At 71.9% G+C, this 17490-nt stretch carries 17 protein-coding genes; 12 read left to right on the top strand and 5 right to left on the bottom strand.

The window, feature by feature from the left end; genetic code table 11:
• Position 1: 1 nt before the first annotated feature.
• Entirely contained in the window at positions 2 to 853 is an 852-nt protein-coding gene (locus ACWBNA_RS14005) for a helix-turn-helix domain-containing protein (RefSeq protein ID WP_482704673.1), read from the bottom strand.
• A 227-nt stretch (positions 854 to 1080) separates the two neighbouring features.
• Between ACWBNA_RS14005 and ACWBNA_RS14000 the strand changes: the two genes are divergently transcribed.
• Positions 1081 to 1494, top strand: coding sequence for an ATP-binding protein (locus tag ACWBNA_RS14000; RefSeq protein ID WP_482704672.1), 414 nt, complete (start codon positions 1081 to 1083; stop codon positions 1492 to 1494).
• 15 nt (positions 1495 to 1509) lie between these two features.
• On the opposite strand, the gene ACWBNA_RS13995 is transcribed toward ACWBNA_RS14000, so the two are convergent.
• Both ACWBNA_RS13995 and ACWBNA_RS13990 read right to left on the bottom strand, forming a co-directional pair.
• Positions 1510 to 2373 (bottom strand): immunity 49 family protein, encoded by an 864-nt coding sequence (locus tag ACWBNA_RS13995; RefSeq protein ID WP_482704671.1) that lies wholly within the window; start codon positions 2371 to 2373, stop codon positions 1510 to 1512.
• 12 nt (positions 2374 to 2385) lie between these two features.
• Positions 2386 to 5274, bottom strand: coding sequence for a hypothetical protein (locus ACWBNA_RS13990; protein WP_482704670.1), 2889 nt, complete (start codon positions 5272 to 5274; stop codon positions 2386 to 2388).
• A gap of 229 nt (positions 5275 to 5503) precedes the next feature.
• On the opposite strand from ACWBNA_RS13990, the gene ACWBNA_RS13985 reads away from it, so the two are divergent.
• Complete coding sequence (locus ACWBNA_RS13985) at positions 5504 to 5875, top strand: holo-ACP synthase (protein WP_482704669.1); 372 nt, start codon at positions 5504 to 5506, stop codon at positions 5873 to 5875.
• A gap of 59 nt (positions 5876 to 5934) precedes the next feature.
• Here the strand turns inward: ACWBNA_RS13985 and ACWBNA_RS13980 are convergent, their stop codons facing one another.
• Complete coding sequence (locus ACWBNA_RS13980; protein WP_482704668.1) at positions 5935 to 7095, bottom strand: hypothetical protein; 1161 nt, start codon at positions 7093 to 7095, stop codon at positions 5935 to 5937.
• A 144-nt stretch (positions 7096 to 7239) separates the two neighbouring features.
• On the opposite strand from ACWBNA_RS13980, the gene ACWBNA_RS13975 reads away from it, so the two are divergent.
• From ACWBNA_RS13975 to ACWBNA_RS13950, 6 genes are all read left to right on the top strand, one after another.
• Entirely contained in the window at positions 7240 to 8751 is a 1512-nt protein-coding gene (locus ACWBNA_RS13975) for an NAD(P)H-hydrate dehydratase (RefSeq protein ID WP_482704667.1), read from the top strand.
• A 670-nt stretch (positions 8752 to 9421) separates the two neighbouring features.
• Positions 9422 to 10303, top strand: a complete 882-nt coding sequence (locus ACWBNA_RS13970; RefSeq protein WP_482704666.1) for a L,D-transpeptidase family protein — start codon at positions 9422 to 9424, stop codon at positions 10301 to 10303.
• Between the two features lie 45 nt (positions 10304 to 10348).
• Entirely contained in the window at positions 10349 to 11518 is a 1170-nt protein-coding gene (alr, locus tag ACWBNA_RS13965; protein ID WP_482704665.1) for an alanine racemase, read from the top strand.
• Positions 11519 to 11646: 128 nt separating this feature from the next.
• Positions 11647 to 12903: an alpha/beta fold hydrolase gene (locus ACWBNA_RS13960; RefSeq protein WP_482704664.1), complete on the top strand. Its 1257-nt coding sequence runs from the start codon at positions 11647 to 11649 to the stop codon at positions 12901 to 12903.
• A complete protein-coding gene (gene tsaE / locus ACWBNA_RS13955) occupies positions 12869 to 13381 on the top strand; it encodes a tRNA (adenosine(37)-N6)-threonylcarbamoyltransferase complex ATPase subunit type 1 TsaE (RefSeq protein ID WP_482704663.1) in 513 nt (170 codons plus the stop codon). The genes ACWBNA_RS13960 and tsaE overlap by 35 nt, the downstream gene beginning before the upstream one ends.
• Before the next feature lie 622 nt (positions 13382 to 14003).
• The gene (locus tag ACWBNA_RS13950) at positions 14004 to 14174 is read left to right on the top strand and encodes a hypothetical protein (RefSeq protein ID WP_482704662.1); all 171 of its coding nucleotides are present in this window, start codon (positions 14004 to 14006) and stop codon (positions 14172 to 14174) included.
• 20 nt (positions 14175 to 14194) lie between these two features.
• On the opposite strand, the gene ACWBNA_RS13945 is transcribed toward ACWBNA_RS13950, so the two are convergent.
• A complete protein-coding gene (locus ACWBNA_RS13945) occupies positions 14195 to 14746 on the bottom strand; it encodes a hypothetical protein (protein ID WP_482704661.1) in 552 nt (183 codons plus the stop codon).
• A 114-nt stretch (positions 14747 to 14860) separates the two neighbouring features.
• On the opposite strand from ACWBNA_RS13945, the gene tsaB reads away from it, so the two are divergent.
• The 4 genes from tsaB to ACWBNA_RS13925 are packed head-to-tail and all read left to right on the top strand — an operon-like array spanning position 14861 to position 17364.
• Positions 14861 to 15517 carry a tRNA (adenosine(37)-N6)-threonylcarbamoyltransferase complex dimerization subunit type 1 TsaB gene (tsaB, locus tag ACWBNA_RS13940; protein WP_482704660.1) on the top strand — a complete coding sequence of 219 codons (657 nt, stop codon included), beginning with the start codon at positions 14861 to 14863 and terminating at the stop codon, positions 15515 to 15517.
• A gap of 29 nt (positions 15518 to 15546) precedes the next feature.
• On the top strand, positions 15547 to 16032 hold the full coding sequence (gene rimI, locus ACWBNA_RS13935; protein ID WP_482704782.1) for a ribosomal protein S18-alanine N-acetyltransferase: 486 nt from the start codon (positions 15547 to 15549) through the stop codon (positions 16030 to 16032).
• Positions 16025 to 17110, top strand: coding sequence for a tRNA (adenosine(37)-N6)-threonylcarbamoyltransferase complex transferase subunit TsaD (gene tsaD, locus ACWBNA_RS13930; RefSeq protein WP_482704659.1), 1086 nt, complete (start codon positions 16025 to 16027; stop codon positions 17108 to 17110). Before rimI ends, tsaD begins: the two co-directional genes overlap by 8 nt.
• The gene (locus ACWBNA_RS13925) at positions 17107 to 17364 is read left to right on the top strand and encodes a hypothetical protein (protein WP_482704658.1); all 258 of its coding nucleotides are present in this window, start codon (positions 17107 to 17109) and stop codon (positions 17362 to 17364) included. The genes tsaD and ACWBNA_RS13925 overlap by 4 nt, the downstream gene beginning before the upstream one ends.
• The last annotated feature ends 126 nt before the right edge of the window (positions 17365 to 17490 follow it).

The following is a 17490-nucleotide window of genomic DNA, read 5'->3' as shown; positions in this document are numbered from 1 at the left end:
CTCACAGCTCCTTCGCCAGCCTGTGGATGAAGTCACGCGAACGGTCGGGTTCGAGTGACACCGCTTCCAGCCTACGGAAGAGCGTTCGAAAGCGGCTGAGTTGGGCTTGGGCATCGATGAACGCCGTGCCGTGCGGGCCGTCACGTACGACGGTGTCCAAGTGGGGGACCGGGCCGCCCGCATACACCATGGCGCTTCCCGCTCCGGGGAAGTCGTCCAGGTCGAATGGGATCACGCGCACGGTGATGTGGCCGGCCTCGGAAAGGTCCATTACCCGGGCGAGTTGGGCCCGTACGGCGGCACGATCGCCGACTCTGATGCGCAGCGCCGCTTCGTGGATCACGGCCTCGTACGGAATCGGGTCGGGGCGCTCAATGATGACCCTTCGCGTCATCCGGTGTTGGACCCAACGTTCCACCTCTTCCTCCGGGAACTCCGGGTTCACGTAGGAGAAGAGCGCGCGGGAGTAGTCCTCGGTCTGCAACAGGCCCGGAATGTGCAGGAAGTCCACGTCCCACCGGTAGCTGGCGTGGTGCTCCAGCTCGGAGAGATCCAGGAAGGGTGTGGGCAGGTATCCCCGGTACTGCTCCCACCAGCCGCGAGTCCGGTCGGTCGCCATGGCCACCAGGGAATCGATCAACTCGGTGTCTGAACAGGCATAGTTGGCGGCAAGTCGACGCAGTCGCTGCTCGCTGACGCCTGAGATCGCGGACTCGATCTGGCTCATCTGGACGGAACTCACACCGAGGAGGCTCGCTGCCTCGGTTGCCTTGAGTCCCGCCGCTTCACGGAGTTTGCGCAGCTCGGCGCCCAGGCGTACCTGGCGTGCCGTGGGGTGCCGTCGTGCTGGCACGGCGTCCTTCTTTCATTCAACGGCCTTGATGAGACGACTCGTTCGGGGGCCAGGCTACGCGATCTGCTTGCATGGACTGAAATTTATGGCCTACCGTCGGTGATGCGACGCACACGCTGCGGAAACGCCGGGGTACCGGAAGCGCACCGCCCCGTCCTGCCATGACGGCTGCGGCACTGCCACCGCCCGGCAGGCTCAACCCCCCACCACCCGAACGGAGTTCACCCATGCCCGAAACCGAAGCCCAACCCTGGGAGTACTGCCTCTACATCCCCAACGACCTGCGCGCGGTCACCGTCAGTCGCCGCACCCTCCGCCTGATCCTCACCATGCACGGACTGATCGGCCTCGTCGACGTCGCCGAACTCCTCGCCGCGGAGTTGGTCTCCAATGCCGTACGGCATACGAAGGGGCCCGCCGCCCTCAGGGTGTGCTGGTCGGCGGGCGTCCTGCGGATCGGGGCGTGGGACGCCGACCCGGAGCCGCCCGAGCCGCCGAGGGCAGTGGACCGGGACACCGAGCTGGAGGAGGGGCGGGGGCTGGCGTTGGTGCGGGCGTGTGCCGACCTGTGGGGGTGGCATCCGCTGGCCAGACACGGCAACCGAGGCAAGTTCGTGTGGTGTGAACTTGCCTCGGCGTGAGCGCCTGTAGTCCGCTCAGTACTCGATCTCGCCGCGCCAGGCGTAGTCCAGCAGCGCCTTCGGCAGGTACTCGGAATCGACCTCCACGGAGAGGCCCTGGTCCCGGGCCAGGCAGGCCATGGCCAGCGGGCCGAGGGCGACGAGGCTGTCGGCGCTGGTCGCCCGGTCCTCGTCGGCGGTCCAGTACTCCTTGTGCCAGCGCAGCGCGTCACCCAGCGCCTTGCCGAACTCCGCGGAGTCCTTGCGGATGACGCGGTACAGCAGGATGAGCGGCGGATACAGGACCTTCGACATCAGGTCCGCGTCCGCGTACTGGAGCGCCGCCGGGGCGGTGCCGTCGACGGCCGCGACGAGCTTGTCGCCCACGTCCTGGCGGCCGAGCCAGAAACTCTGCAGCGTCTCCACCCAGGAGTAGATGTACTCGTCGAACACGGCGCCGGAGTCCCGCAGCAACGAGACGGGCACCTCGGCCAGGGCGCGCAGGCGGTCGTTGTCGCGGCAGATCATCGCCAGGTAGAAGGCGGTGACCCAGGTACCCGCGTTCAGGTGCGACTCGGGACCGGTGGCGGGCAGTGTGCGCTCCCGCTCCTTGATCCGGCAGGTGACGGTGGTGCCCTCGGGGGCGGTCGCCGCGGCGAACAGCGCGGATCCGGTCTGCATGGCGGTGACCCAGGCCTCCCAGGTCTCGAACTTCACCGCCTGCGGGTCGATCGCGCAGTGCTGCTGCGCCAGGGAGAGCGCCGTGCTCAGCGCCTGGGGTCGCAGGACCGGCGAGTCGGCGAACTTGTCGAGGATCCAGTTCGCCGTCTCGCCGAGGGCGTCGAGAGTCTCCGGCACGTCGTCCGTGGGGTACTCGTGGCGGGGAACGGTCGTGGCCACTGACGCTCTCCTCTAGTCGATCTTGTAGTTGATCGGGAACTGCTCCAGGGTGGCCCCGGCGTAGCTGCCGGTGTTCTCGTTGGCCTTCACCAGGACGTAGTCCAGCTTGCCATTCTCCCAGGCCCGCAGAAGGTCGCCCGCGATGCGGACGTCCGCGGCCTTGCGGCTCAGCATCTCGGCGATGATCGTGTGGACGTACTCCGAGGTGCCCTGCCGGACCATCCAGCCCTTCGCGGGCCCGGCACCCTGACGCCAGATCAGGTCGCTCTTCGGCGCCTTCGCCTCGACGATCAGGTAGCTGCCGTCCTCCCGCTTGTACAACTGGTCGAACATGTTGGCGCCGTTGGGCGTCTTCGGCAGCGTCACCGGCGAGTAGTCCGCGTACCGCTCCGGGACGACGTGGACACGGGCCGCGTCCTCGCCGAGGCGCTCGGGGATGGCGCTGTTGTTGGGCGTACCGGCGAGCCGTGCGTCGTAGTCCTTCTGGGCCTGGGCGAGAGCGTCCTGAAGTGCCTGGTCGCCGGGGTGCGCCTTGGCCGCCTTCTCCGCCGCGGTGAGGTCCGAGGCGACCTGGCGGTCCTTCGCCACACCGTCGAGATAGTCGGTCTGGGGCTTGTCGAGGGAGTTGGGGCTGATCGGCTCGGGGGTCATGCGCGGCGGCGGCTGCTTGGAGGGCATCGAGTCGCGGGCGATCCAGTCGCCGTTCGTGTCCTTGGCCAGGACCGGCAGGGGGTCGCCGTTCGGGTCGACGCCGTCGACGCTGTGCCGGTGGCCGTCCGTGCGGTAGTGGTCCTTGAACCAGTCCGGGTCGGTGTTGGCCTTGTGGATCTGATCGTCGATGATCTTCTGCTGTTCCTCGGGCGTCCGCGCCGGCTGCGACTCGTCGGCGGCACCCGCACCCTCGTCCGCGGTGTTCGCGGGCGGGCCAGCGTCGTCGCCGGTCCTGCCCACGTCGCCCAGGTCGTCGCCGATCCCGGGAAGCGCGTCGTCGCCGAACCGGGCGGCCAGGTCGTCCAGGGCGCTGGGGGAGATCGGACCGCCGGGGCCGCCGGGGCGCAGCCCGGTGTCCGCGGTGCCGGCGGCGGCGTTGTCCACACTGTTGGCCGGGACGTGATCACCCGGTCCGCCGCCGGGGACGTTGTTGCCCGCCTGGGTGCCGGGCATCGCGTTGTCCACGCTGTTGGTCGGCAGGTTGCCCGCCACACCGGCCGGGGTGTTGGCGGCGACTCCGCCCGGCGTGTTGCCCGCGACTCCGCCGGGCGTGTTGTCGGCGACTCCGCCCGGGCCCTCGACACGGCTGCCGGGAGCGTTCAGGTCGTCGCCGACGCGGCCGACGTCGCCGACGTTGTCGATGTTGCCCAGGTTGATGTTCTGGGCCGCGTTGTCGGCGGCATGGGCGGGGGCGCCCGCCATGGCGGGTTCCCTGACCGGGGTGGGCGTGCGGGGGTTGTCGGCGCCGGCGGCCGGGGAGTCCGGGCTGCCGGGCTGGTCCACGACGTCGCCGGGGCCGTCCTGGGCCTGCTGAAGGACCTTGCCGTTCTCGTCGAGGAGGTTGCCGTCCGGGTCGTAGTAGCGCGCCGGGGCACCGTCCTCGGTGGGCAGCCTCGTCGAGCCCGCCGGCAGTACCGGGGCGTCGTCGGGCAGCTTGACGTTCCCGCCCGGCAGCTCCGTCGCGCCCGCGGGGATCGCCGCGCCCTCCGGCAACCGCACCGTCCCGTCCGGGAGCTTCAGCGCGCCCTCCGGCAGGGTGATCGCGTTCTCCGGAAGGGCGGGGATGTCGATGTTGCCGACACCCTTCAACGCCTTGCTGATGTCGCCGATCTTCGACAGGCCCGCGCCCGCTCCCTTGGCGATGTAGGTCATCGGGTCGATGATCTTGCCCGCCTTGCCCGCGGCCGACAGCACCTTGGCCACCGCACCGGCCTTGCCGGCACCCGCGACACCGGCGCCCGCACCACCCGTGAAGACGGTCGTCAGGACGTTGAACGTGACCGCACCGGCGGCACGGCCGGGGTTCTTGCCCCACTCGTCCCACGCCACCAACGCCTTGCCCGTCTGCTTCATCGCGGTGCGCGAATCACGGATCCAGGACGGCAGCTTGTCGTCCGGCAGCGTCCAGAACATCGCGCCCACGCCGGGGATGGAGGAGATCGCCAGACCGGTCGCCAGCTGGGCGAGGCCCTTCCACGCCTGGCCCATGGCGTCCCAGCCGCCGAAGCCGACCAGCGTGCCGAGGCCCTTGATGGTGCCCCAGATGCCGTCCACGATCAGGCCGTCCCACACGAAGGACTTCACCCAGTGGCCGACCTCGTACCAGTGGTGCTTCTCGTCCACCGGGTCGCCCCAGGGAAGCTTCGCGTTCTTCATGTCGTCGGCCGCGAAGCCGTACTGGTCCTTGCGCTCCGAACCGTCGCCGGCCACCATCTGCGTCCCGCCCCACAGGGCGGTGATCTTGTTGTGGCAGGTCCGCTCGGCCGCCCAGAACGCCGCCACCGTCGCGGTGATCTCGTCCCGGATCTGGTTGTGCTTGTCGACCTTGTCCTCGTCGTACTCCCACTCGTCGTCGTCCTTGACGGAGTCGACGAAGGTCTGCGCCGAGGTCTTCAGCTCCTCCAGCTTGGCGACGAGCGGCCGGATCTCGGTGGCGTACGACGACAGCGCACCCGACACGCTTTCGAGGTCGTCGGCGAAGGCGTCCGCGCGGTCCTTGACCGGCTTCGTCGTCGCGAACAGCTGCTCCGCCTCGGGCGCGGTGTAGTACGCCGACAGGCCCTGGAACTTGGAGTGGACGTCCTCGCCCGTCTTGCGGACGTTGCCCGCGTCCGTCTTCAGATCCGCGTAGTCGCCCTCCAACTTCGGCAGATCACCTGTGAACTGCGGAATCTCCCCCGGTTTGAGCACGCTGCCCCTCGCCCCCCGTTACTCCCAGACGTCGCCGACTCGAGCATCTGTCTCATTGGACGTCGTGTGTCCGTGTGCCGGTTCCAGCGTATGAGCGGAACGGCTGTTCCGGGAGGGGGAGTTGCGAACACGGGGCCCGCCCCAGCGCTTCGCCCCTCGGTCCGCCTCACCCCTGGCAGTCGGCTGTGACACACATGCCGGGGGAGGCGCCGGTCGTAGGGTGCTCGGCATGAGCATCATCGGTGTCGGGATCGACGTGGCGGAGATCGACCGGTTCGCGGCGTCGCTGGAGCGTACGCCTCAGATGGCACAGCGTCTTTTCCTGGACAGCGAGTTGCTGCTGCCGAGCGGCGAGCGCCGGGGCGTCGCCTCGCTCGCGGCGCGGTTCGCGGCCAAGGAGGCCCTCGCCAAGGCACTGGGCGCCCCGGCCGGGCTGCACTGGACCGACGCCGAGGTCTACGTCGAGGACAGCGGACAGCCTCGGCTGCGGGTGACGGGGACCGTGGCGGCGCGGGCGGCGGAACTCGGCGTGACGTCGTGGCACGTGTCGCTGAGTCATGACGCGGGGGTGGCCTCGGCGGTCGTCGTGGCGGAGGGGTGACGACCACCGAGGCGTGGTGCCCCGCGGTATGAGGACGCGTCCGAGGCGAGGAAGGGCCGTCAGCAGATCGACTGGCTGCTGTTCACCAGGGTGTTGTTGCGGAACGTGGTGTTCGTGCCGCAGGGGTTCTCCCGGATCGAGGAGTTGGTCACCGTCAGGTTCTGGACGGTGATGTCCGCGTTGCCCGGGAACTCCGAGCGGGCCGCGAGGCGTATCTCGCCGCCGCCGGTGACGGTGCCGCCCTGGGCGGCGAGGTTCACGTTGTAGCAGTTCTCGATCAGGACCGCGTTGTTGCCGGTGTTGGAGAGGGTCACCTTGTCGATGACCGCGCCGCCGCTCTCCGACACGCAGAAGACACCGCGTCCGCCGCCGCGCGCGATGACCTCGCCGACGCGGATGTTGGTCGGGTAGCCGCTGCCGACCCGGCCGTTGCGGTTGGCCATGCGGAAGGCCGCGTAGCCGGTGCCGGTGCCGGCGTTCTCCGCGTCCACCTTGGTCACGGTGGCGTTGACGGTCTGGTTGAGCAGCAGCCCCGACTCGCCCACGTTCCGTGCCGTCACCGTGCCGATGGTGAGGCCGTCGACGCCGTACGTCTCGACCGCGTGGCTGGAGGCGCCGGAGACGTACGCGCTGTCGATGCGGACGTTGCGCGTCCACTGGCTGGTGTCGCCACGGTTGTCGATGCGCACGCCGAGGCCCGCGGACAGGCGCATGTCGAGCCGGCCGAGGACCACGTTCTGGACGTTGCGCAGGAAGATGCCGTAGAGCGGGCTGCCGGTGAGGTTGAGGTGCTGGACCTCGATGTCGCGGGTGCCGCGGGAGTAGACCGGGGCCTGGTCGCCGGAGCCGGTGCCGGTGACGTTGATCGTGCCGCAGACGTCCAGGGTCGTGTAGCTGGGGAGCGAGATGCGCGAGCCCGCGGACATCGAGCCCGAGCCGCGGACCACCACCCGTTCCTTGGCGGTGCGGCCGGCGGTGAGGCTGTTGACCGCCGCCTGGACCGCCGCGCGCAGGTCGGTGCCGGTGTAGACGGTCGAACCGCCGCGCCGGGCGGTCCAGGTGCTGCCGTTGAGAACGGCCTCGGCCTGGTAGGAGCCCTCGCCGCAGGCGGCCGCCACGGCCGGCGAGGGGGCGGCGGAGGCCGGGGCGGTGAGGGTGCCGACGGCCGTCAGGAGGGCGGCTGTACCGGCGGCGGCGATGAGTGCGGCTCTGCGTCCCATGGGGAGGCGTCCTCTCGTGGAACTCTCGTCGAATCGATTCGACTGAATCGATTCATCCGGTGGGGGGCGGTGAGTTTGGCAAAGGGGTGGCAAAGGGTCAATGGCTGTGACGAGGTTCGTGCCGTACGGGGGAGACTCGACGGCATGCGTACTGCGTACAGCGTGGAGACGGTCAGGACGGCCGAGCGGGAGCTGATGGCACGGCTCCCGGACGGGGCCTTGATGCAGCGGGCGGCGGCCGGACTCGCCGCCACCTGCGCGGACTTGCTGGGGCGGGTGTACGGCAGCCGGGTCGTCCTGCTCGTCGGCAGCGGCGACAACGGCGGCGACGCCCTGTACGCCGGGGCCCGGCTGGCGCGGCGGGGAGCCGGGGTCACGGCGGTGCTGCTCGCGCCCGAACGGACCCACGCCGGTGGGCTTGCCGCGTTGCGGCGGGCCGGTGGCAGGGTGGCGGCGCGCAGGGAGGCGGACGGTGGCAGGGTGGCGGCGAGCAGCCAGGCGGACGGCGGCCCGGCCTTCCTGCGCGCCGCCGCCGACCTGATCCAACGGGCCGACCTCGTGGTCGACGGGATCGTCGGCATCGGTGCCAAGGGGCCGTTGCGGCCGGACGCGGCGTCTCTCGCCGCGCTGGTCGAGCGGTCCGGGGCCGCGGTCGTCGCCGTCGACCTGCCGAGCGGTGTCGACCCCGACACCGGCGAGGTCAACGGCAACGCGATCCGGGCCGACCTGACGGTCACCTTCGGGACGCACAAGCCGGGGCTGCTGGTCGATCCGGGGCGGGAGTACGCCGGGTCGGTGCGGCTCGTCGACATCGGGCTGTCGCTGCCCGGCGAGGCCGCGGTGGAGGCGTTGCAGCACGCGGATGTGGCGCGGTTGTTGCCGGTACCCGGGGCCGAGAGCGACAAGTACCGGCGGGGGGTGGTCGGGATCGCCGCCGGGTCCGCGCGGTATCCGGGTGCCGCCGTGCTCGCCGTCTCGGGGGCGCTGCGGGGTGGCGCCGGGGCCGTGCGATACGTCGGGCCCGCGGCGGATGCCGTCATCGCGCGCTTCCCCGAGACGTTGGTGTCGGATCGAGGGCCTCGGAAGGCGGGGCGCGTGCAGGCGTGGGTCGTCGGGCCCGGGGCGGGGGACGACGCGGCGACCGTGGCGGAGGTGCTGGCGGCGGATGTGCCCGTGCTGATCGACGCGGACGGGCTGCGGCTGGCGGATGTGGACGCGGTGCGGGGGCGTGACGCGCCGACGCTGATGACCCCCCATGCCGGGGAGGCCGCCGCGCTGCTCGGAGTGACGCGGGAGGAGGTCGAGCGGGCTCGGCTGTCTTCTGCGCGGGAGTTGGCCGGGCGGTACGGGGCGACCGTGCTGCTGAAGGGGTCGACGACGGTGGTGGCGGGCGCGGGCGCGGGCGCGGGGGGTGGCGGGGCGGTGCGGGTGAATCCGACGGGGACGTCGTGGCTGGCCACGGCGGGGAGCGGGGACGTGCTGTCCGGGCTGGCGGGGTCTTTGCTGGCGGCGGGGTTGTCGGCGCTGGATGCGGGGAGTGCGGGGGCGTATCTGCATGGGCTGGCGGGGAGGTTGGCGGCGGATGGGGCGCCGGTGGGGGCGCATGATGTGGCTGCCGCGGTGCCTCGGGCCTGGCGGGATGTGGTGCGGGAGTGACGGGGTGGTGGGGTGGTGGGGTGGTCGGGGGTAGTTGATGGCGGGCGGTGGCGGTTGGTGGTGGGGTGGTCGGGGGTGGGGTGCCCTTGGGGTTTTTCGCCCCCGCCGCCCCTTCCCGTCCCGTCCCGGGGGGGGGGGGGGGGGGGGGGGGGGCGGGGGGGGGGGGGGGGGGGTGGTCGGGGGTAGTTGATGGCGGGCGGTGGCGGTTGGTGGTGGGGTGGTCGGGGGTGGGGTGCCCTTGGGGTTTGTCGCCCCCGCCGCCCCTTCCCGTCCCGTCCCGGGGGGGGGGGGGGGGGGGTGCCCTGGGGGTTTTTCGCCCCCGCCGCCCCTTCCCGTCCCGTCCCTGGGGGCTGCGCCCCCAGACCCCCGCTTCGGCCCGAAGGGCCTCGTCCTCAAACGCCGGACGGGCTGAGGGGTTGGCGCGATGGGTCTCGTGCTGAAATGCCGGAGGGGCTGAGGGGTTGGCGCGATGGGTCTCGTGCTGAAATGCCGGAGGGGCTGAGAGGTTGGCGCGATGGGTCTCGTCCTGGAACGCCGGAGGGGCTGAGGGGGTTGGCCCGATGGGGCCCGTCCTGGAACGCCGGACGGCTGGGAGGGTCAGCTCGGCAATAAGGGTGAACCCGCCGCGCGGCAGTCTTCTGGGGCCGGGGCCCCGCGATTCTCTGATCGCATGATCAGCAGACGTATCGTGCCTTTCGCCGTACTTCTCGTCGCCGCCACCGCCCTTCCCGTGGGGGCCGCCTCCGCCGAACCGGTGCCGCCGGCTCCGGGGGCCGAGGCGGAGTTGGTGCCCGGGGTTCCGCCGGGGCCGTATCAGCCGTGGCAGGTGGACACGCCCGATCAGGCGTTGCCGCCGCGGGTGTACGAACCCAGTGCCGAGGAGGACGCGGTGGAGCCGCGCGGGGCGGCGCCGGGGACGTATGAGCTGGTCGAGTACGTGCCGTTGGCCGACGCGGTCGAGGGGGTGACGTGCAGCAGGCTGACCGGGCCGTATCAGCGGCAGGTGGAGCGGTGGCTGAAGCGGACGGTGGACGGGAAGCAGTCGGCGGGGGACTGCAAGGCGATCCGGGCGTTTCAGGTGCAGCAGAAGATCAAGCCCGCCATCGGGTTCGCCGGGCCGGTGACCTGGGCGCGGATGCAGCTCATTTCCGCGAGGAAGAATCCGAACGCCGCGAAGAAGTGTCCTGTCAGGGTCCATCGGGTCGCCTGTGTCGATCTCACTCGGCAGCTGACGTGGGTGCAGAAGGGGGAGAAGGTCGTGTACGGGCCGGTGCCCATGCGCAGTGGGCGGGCCGGGTACCGGACCCGGGCCGGGTGGCACACCATCTACTGGCGGCACAAGAACCATGTGTCGACGCTCTACAACCAGCCCATGCCGTACTCCCAGTTCTTCGACGGCGGGCAGGCCTTCCACGCCGTCTACGGCAGCATCTTCACCACGGTCGGCTCCATGGGCTGCGTCAACCTGCGCCTCGGCGACGCCCGCACACTGTGGGGCGTACTGAAGAAGGGCGACCGGGTGTACGTGTGGGGGCAGAGGCCGGGGACGTAGGCGTCCGGCGGCCCTGTCGGACCCCTCTGAGACACTGGGGGCGCCATGACTGAGACAGCACCTGCCCCGACCGCACCGCTGCGGGCCCGCGCCGAGATCGACCTGGCCGCCCTGCGCGCCAACGTGCGGAGCCTGCGTGCCCGGGCGGCGGGGGCGGCCCTCATGGCGGTGGTGAAATCCGACGCGTACGGCCACGGGGCGGTGCCGTGTGCCCGCGCGGCGGTGCGGGCCGGGGCCACCTGGCTGGGTACGGCCACGCCCGAGGAGGCCCTCGCGCTGCGGGCGGCCGGGCTGGAGGGCCGCATCATGTGCTGGCTCTGGACGCCCGGCGGGCCCTGGCGGGCGGCCGTCGACGCCGATCTCGACATCTCGGTGAGCGGGATGTGGGCCCTTCGGGAAGTCACCGAGGCGGCTCGCGGAGCCCGTACCCCTGCGCGCGTGCAGCTCAAGGCCGACACCGGCCTGGGGCGCAACGGCTGTCAGCCCGGCGACGACTGGGCCGAGCTCGTCGGGGAGGCGCTGAAGGCCGAGCGCGAAGGGCTGGTCCGGGTCACCGGGCTCTGGTCGCACTTCGCCTGCGCCGACGAACCCGGGCACCCCTCCATCGCCGCCCAGCTCACCCGTTTCCGGGAGATGGTGGCGTACGCGGAGGGCCGGGGCGTGCGGCCCGAGGTGCGGCACATCGCCAACTCGCCGGCCACGCTCACCCTTCCCGAGGCGCACTTCGACCTCGTACGGACCGGGATCGCGGTCTACGGCATCTCACCGAGTCCCGAGGTGGGCACCCCCGCCGACTTCGGGCTCCGCCCGGTCATGACGCTCTCGGCGTCCGTCGCGCTCGTGAAGCACGTGCCGGGAGGCCACGGCGTCAGCTACGGGCATCACTACGTCACGCCGGGCGCCACGACCCTCGGCCTGGTGCCCGTCGGCTACGCGGACGGCATTCCGCGGCACGCCTCCGGCACCGGCCCCGTGCTGGTCGGCGGCAAGTGGCGGACGGTCGCGGGGCGGGTCGCGATGGACCAGTTCGTCGTCGACCTCGGCGGTGACGAGCCCGAAGCGGGGGCACAGGCCGTGCTCTTCGGGCCGGGCGACCGCGGTGAGCCCACCGCCGAGGACTGGGCACAGGCCGCGGGGACCATCGCGTACGAGATCGTCACCCGGATCGGAACGCGCGTTCCCCGCGTCTATGTGAATGAGGAACCAGTCGGGTAACCCGCAAGGGCGCGGAAGAACGGCAAGCCCTGCATCACCCGGCACCACCGGCACCACCCGGCACCATCCGGCAACACCTGTGTCATCCGACCCAGCGAACCAGCAGTCCGGCGAAGAGGAGCGGTTACGTGAGCGAGAGCAGTGCGGAGGCCGTCGCGGACGCCGCGGCGGCCGTCGCCGCCGCCACGGGGGCGGCCGCCGGCTGGCGCCGGGCGACCGGCGTCGCGGGTGCCGCGATAGGGGTGGTCGCCGCGGGCGCGGCGGCCGGAGTCGCCATAGAGCGGCTCACCGTCGGCCGCGGCATGCGCAAGAAGGCGCGGCTCGCGCTGGACTCGACCGGACCGTACGGCGCGTTGCGCGGCACGCCAGGCAAGGCGTACGCCGACGACGGCACCGAGCTGTACTACGAGGTCGACGACGTCGACCCGGACACCACCGCCGCCTCCCTCGGGCCCCGGCGCCGGCGGCTCTTCGGCCGCAAGGCACCCGCGCCCGTCACCGTCGTCTTCAGCCACGGCTACTGCCTCAGCCAGGACTCCTGGCACTTCCAGCGCGCCGCGCTGCGGGGCGTCGTACGGACCGTGCACTGGGACCAGCGCAGCCACGGGCGGTCCGCGCGGGGCGTGGACCAGGTGCAGAACGACGTGCCGGTCAGCATCGAACAGCTCGGCCGCGACCTGAAGGCCGTCATCGACGCCGCCGTGCCGGACGGGCCGCTCGTCCTGGTCGGGCACTCCATGGGCGGCATGACGGTCATGGCCTTCGCCGACCAGTACCCCGAGCTGATCCGCGAACGGGTGGTGGCGGCGGCACTGGTCGGCACGTCGTCGGGGCGGCTCGGCGAGGTGAACTTCGGGCTGCCCGTGGCGGGTGTGAACGCCGTACGGCGGGTGCTGCCCGGCGTACTGAAGGCGCTGGGGCAGCAGGCCGCCCTGGTGGAGAAGGGGCGCCGGGCGACCGCCGACCTGTTCGCCGGGGTCATCAAGCGGTACTCGTTCGCGTCCCGGGACGTCGACCCGGCCATCGTCCGGTTCGCCGAGCGGATGATCGAGGGGACGCCGATCGACGTGGTCGCCGAGTACTACCCGGCGTTCAACGACCACGACAAGACCGAGGCCCTCGCCCTCTTCGCGGACCTGCCGGTGCTCGTGCTCGCCGGGGTGGGGGACCTCGTCACGCCCAGCGAGCACAGCGAGGCCATCGCCGACCTGCTGCCGGACGCCGAGCTCGTGCTCGTCCCGGACGCCGGGCACCTGGTGATGCTGGAACACCCGGAAGTGGTCACCGACCGGCTCGCCGACCTGCTCACCCGGGCGGGTGCGGTACCCGCAGGAGCTACCGTGGGTGGCTATGGAAGCACCAGCAGCGCCGCACGACCCGGCTGACATCGAGCTGACCGTCACCTCCCCCGAGCAGATGCGCGAGTTGGGCCGCCGCCTGGCCAAACTGCTGCGCGCCGGCGACCTCGTGATGCTCACCGGTGAGCTGGGCGCGGGCAAGACGACGCTGAGCCGCGGGCTCGGCGAAGGGCTCGGCGTCCGGGGGGCCGTGACGTCCCCGACCTTCGTGATCGCCCGGGTGCACCCCTCCCTCGGGGACGGGCCGCCGCTCGTCCACGTCGACGCGTACCGCCTCGGTGGCGGCCTCGACGAGATGGAGGACCTCGACCTCGACGTCTCGCTGCCCGAGTCGGTGATCGTCGTGGAGTGGGGCGAGGGCAAGGTCGAGGAGCTGACCGACGACCGGCTGGAGGTCCTGATCCACCGGGCCGTCGGAGACACGACGGACGAGGTGCGGCACGTGACGCTCACCGGGCTGGGGGAACGGTGGGCGGCGGTGGATCTGAGCGTGCTGTCGGCGTGAGCGGGGCGCGCCTATCGGTGGAACGGGTTGCGCCTGTCGGCGTGAGGGGGCCGCGGCTGTCCGTGGCAACTGGCTGCGCCTGTCGGCGTGAGGATGCCGCGCGTGTGGGTGGTGACGGGTTGCGCCTGTCGGCGTGAGGATGCCGCGCGTGTGGGTGGTGACGGGGTGCGCCTGTCGGCGTGAGGCGGCCGCGCGTGTGGGTGGTGACGGGTAGCGCCTGTCGGCGTGAGGATGCCGCGCGGGTGGGGGGTGACGGGTTGCGCCTGTCGGCGTGCGGGGGCCGCGGCTGTCCGTGGCAACGGGCTGCGCCTGTCGGCGTGAGGATGCCGCGCGTGTGGGTGGCGACGGGCCGCGCTAGTCGGCGTGAGACGGGGCCACCTGTCCGTTGGGAACGGGCCCCGCCTGTCGGCGTGGGACGGCCCCGCCTGTCGGCGTGAGACGGCCCCGCCCCGTCCGTGGGGACGGGCCCACCTGTTCGTGTGAACGGCAGCCCTGAGAGATGAAGGTTCCGACAAGGCGTCGGCAAGATGTTGCGCTGGACGTCTCGTGCGTGGTCACATGGTATCCAGTTCGTAGTTAGGTCTACCTAACTACGCCCGCCCCCGAACTTCAGGAGGCGTCCATGTCGGCCACCGAGAACACGCCGCAGGCGCGGCCGTACGCGGTCGTCGCCGGGGTGTCCATGCGCGACCTGCTGGCGTCCTGCGTCGCCGCGCACGCCGTTTCCACGCCGCCGCGCCTGCCCGATCCCGACACGGTCCAGCCGCCTGCCGAGCACCGGAAAGCCGCGTAGGGCCCGTCCGGCGGACAGGCCTAGCGGACCACGACGACCTTCGCGCCGATCGTCGCGGACTTCCACATCGCGTCGCCGTCGGGCCGGGACTCCCGGATGCCGCCCGCCTTGGCCACCCGGCCGGAGGCCGGCGCGGGGCTGTCCACCGCCGCGCTGAAGCCGATGGCCACGCCGTCCACGCTGGTGAAGCGAACGACGTGCTCGACGGGGATGCCGTCGGTGCCGGTGACCCGGTTCGAGCGGGACGTGACCGCGTAGGTGCCCGGCGACGGGGACACCGTCCCCGGGGTGACCCTGAAGGTCCGGTTGACCTTGTTGCCCGGGCCGACCAGCCACACCCGGTCGTGGTCCAGCGAGTAGACGACCCGTTCACCCGTACCGGAGTCGGCGGGCAGCGCGGTCGGGTTCGCCCGGTCGCGGGGCGCCTTCAGAGCGGCCGCCGCCGAGCCGCCGGTGTCCGCCCCGCCGAGGCCGGCCGGGACGCTCGCCGAGGCCTGGTAGGCGAGGAAGCCGACCGTCGCCAGGGCCGCCACAGTGAGCCCGGTCACGATTACCGAGCTGCCACTTGCCACCGTTGTCCACCTCATGCCTCGTGTAGTACGTCCCGTTTTGCGGTGACGGTAGCAGCAGGTGACGACCCCTCCCGGACGGCCGTGGCCGCGCCGCGGGAGCCGTAGGCTGTTTGCGTGCTCTTGCTCGCTCTGGATACCGCCACCCCCGCCGTCACCGTCGCGCTGCACGACGGCACGGACGTCATCGCCTCGTCGAGTCAGGTGGACGCCCGCCGGCACGGCGAGCTGCTGCTGCCGGCCGTCGACCGCCTCCTCGTCGAGTCCGGCCTCAAGATCGACGCCGTCACCGGTGTCGTCGTCGGCATCGGCCCCGGCCCCTACACCGGGCTGCGTGTCGGCCTGATGACCGCGGACACCTTCGGTCTCGTGCTCGGTGTCCCCGTCCACGGCGTGTGCACCCTCGACGGCCTCGCGTACGCGGCCGACATCGAGAAGGGCCCCTTCGTCGTGGCGACCGACGCCCGGCGCAAGGAGGTCTACTGGGCGACGTACGCCGACTCCCGCACCCGCCTCACCGGCCCCGCCGTCGACCGGCCCGCCGACATCGCCGGCCAGGTGGCCGGACTGCCGGCCGTCGGCGCGGGCGCTCTGCTCTACCCGGACACCTTCCCCGTCGCGCACGAGCCCGAGAACGTGTCGGCCGCGGCACTCGCCTCCCTGGCCGCCGAGCGACTGGCCGCCGGCCAGGAACTCCCCGCCGCCCGGCCCCTGTACCTGCGCCGCCCCGACGCCCAGGTCCCCAAGAACTACAAGGTGGTCACCCCCAAGTGACCCGCACCGTGACACCTCGACTGCGCGAGATGCGCTGGTGGGACATCGACCCCGTGCTCGAACTGGAGCGGGACCTCTTCCCCGAGGACGCCTGGTCCCGGGGGATGTTCTGGTCCGAACTGGCCCACTCCCGGGGCGCCGACGCGACCCGGCGGTACGTCGTCGCCGAGGCCCCCGACGGGCGCCTCGTCGGGTACGCGGGACTGGCCTCCTCCGGAGACCTGGCCGACGTCCAGACGATCGCCGTCGCCCGCGACCACCAGGGCACCGGCCTCGGCGGACGGCTGCTGACCGAGCTGCTGCGGGCCGCGTCCGCCTTCGAGTGCGCCGAAGTGATGCTGGAGTGCAGGGTCGACAACATCCGCGCCCAGAAGCTCTACGAGCGCTTCGGCTTCGAGCCCATCGGTTTCCGACGCGGCTACTACCAGCCGGGCAACGTCGACGCCCTGGTGATGAAACTGAACGGCCCCTCCACCCCCGTGAACGGCGTACAAGGAACCGAGATCCATGGCTGACGAACCGCTCGTCCTCGGCATCGAGACCTCCTGTGACGAGACCGGCGTCGGTATCGTCCGGGGCACCACCCTGCTGGCCGACGCCATCGCCTCCAGCGTCGACGAGCACGCCCGTTTCGGTGGTGTCGTGCCGGAGGTCGCCTCCCGGGCGCACCTGGAGGCGATGGTGCCGACCATCGACCGCGCGCTGAAGGAAGCGGGTGTCTCGGCCAAAGACCTGGACGGCATCGCCGTGACGGCCGGTCCGGGTCTCGCCGGTGCCCTGCTCGTCGGGGTCTCGGCGGCGAAGGCGTACGCCTACGCGCTCGGCAAGCCGCTGTACGGCGTCAACCACCTGGCCTCACACATCTGCGTGGACCAACTGGAGCACGGGGCGCTGCCGGAGCCGACGATGGCGCTGCTGGTGAGCGGCGGCCACTCGTCCCTGCTGCTCTCCTCGGACATCACCTCCGACGTACGGCCCATGGGCGCCACCATCGACGACGCGGCGGGCGAGGCCTTCGACAAGATCGCGCGCGTGCTCAACCTGGGATTCCCGGGCGGCCCGGTCATCGACCGGTACGCGAAGGAGGGCGACCCGTCGGCCATCGCGTTCCCGCGCGGTCTGACCGGGCCGCGCGACCCGGCGTACGACTTCTCCTTCTCCGGGCTGAAGACGGCCGTGGCCCGCTGGATCGAGGCGAAGCGGGCGGCGGGGGAGGAGGTGCCGGTGAGGGACGTGGCGGCGTCCTTCCAGGAGGCGGTCGTGGACGTGCTGACCCGCAAGGCGGTCAGGGCCTGTCGTGACGAGGGCGTCGACCACCTGATGATCGGCGGCGGCGTGGCGGCCAACACCCGCTTGCGGGCGCTGGCCCAGGAGCGCTGCGAGGCGGCCGGGATCCGGCTGCGGGTGCCGCGGCCCAAGCTGTGCACCGACAACGGGGCGATGGTGGCCGCGCTCGGCGCGGAGATGGTGACGCGGAACCGGCCGGCGTCCAGCTGGGACCTGTCGGCGGACTCGTCCCTTCCCGTGACCGAACCGCATGTGCCCGGACACGACCACGTCCACGAGGTCGCCGACGAGAACCTGTACTCATGACGGTCGCGCTGATGTGGGAGGCGCGGGCGGTCGACGGGCGGGGCGAGGAGTTGCTGGCCTGGGTGCGGCGGCAGGAGCTGCCCGAGGCGCCGCTGCGCCGGGAGACCCTCCAGGCCCCGCAGGACCGGGTGCTGGTCATCACGTGGTGGGACGCGGCCTACGACGCCGAACTGCCCGAGCTGCCCGAACCGGGCGGTGACCTGGTCGGCCGGGCGGTGCACCGGTGGCGGTTCGAGTCGGTGGACGCGGGCTGACCGGGAAGCCGGAGAGGCGGGGAGCCGCAGAGCCGGAAAACCGGGGAGCCGCAGAGCCGGGAAGCCGGGGAGTTTTCCGGGGGCGGCCGCGACGGCCGGTGTGGCCGCCGCGGCGATGACACGCCC

It is taken from the genome of Streptomyces sp. Q2 (genome assembly GCF_056820935.1).
Note: the sequence above shows the minus strand (reverse complement) of the source record. Positions and strands in the feature narration are given on the sequence as shown.

Coding starts and splice junctions, on each gene's coding strand:
- ACWBNA_RS14000 (WP_482704672.1), top strand. CDS start 1,081: ATGCCCGAAACCGAAGCCCAACCCTGGGAGTACTGCCTCTACATCCCC.
- ACWBNA_RS13985 (WP_482704669.1), top strand. CDS start 5,504: ATGAGCATCATCGGTGTCGGGATCGACGTGGCGGAGATCGACCGGTTC.
- ACWBNA_RS13980 (WP_482704668.1), bottom strand. CDS start 7,095: ATGGGACGCAGAGCCGCACTCATCGCCGCCGCCGGTACAGCCGCCCTC.
- ACWBNA_RS13975 (WP_482704667.1), top strand. CDS start 7,240: ATGCGTACTGCGTACAGCGTGGAGACGGTCAGGACGGCCGAGCGGGAG.
- ACWBNA_RS13970 (WP_482704666.1), top strand. CDS start 9,422: ATGATCAGCAGACGTATCGTGCCTTTCGCCGTACTTCTCGTCGCCGCC.
- alr (WP_482704665.1), top strand. CDS start 10,349: ATGACTGAGACAGCACCTGCCCCGACCGCACCGCTGCGGGCCCGCGCC.
- tsaE (WP_482704663.1), top strand. CDS start 12,869: ATGGAAGCACCAGCAGCGCCGCACGACCCGGCTGACATCGAGCTGACC.
- ACWBNA_RS13950 (WP_482704662.1), top strand. CDS start 14,004: ATGTCGGCCACCGAGAACACGCCGCAGGCGCGGCCGTACGCGGTCGTC.
- rimI (WP_482704782.1), top strand. CDS start 15,547: ATGCGCTGGTGGGACATCGACCCCGTGCTCGAACTGGAGCGGGACCTC.
- tsaD (WP_482704659.1), top strand. CDS start 16,025: ATGGCTGACGAACCGCTCGTCCTCGGCATCGAGACCTCCTGTGACGAG.
- ACWBNA_RS13925 (WP_482704658.1), top strand. CDS start 17,107: ATGACGGTCGCGCTGATGTGGGAGGCGCGGGCGGTCGACGGGCGGGGC.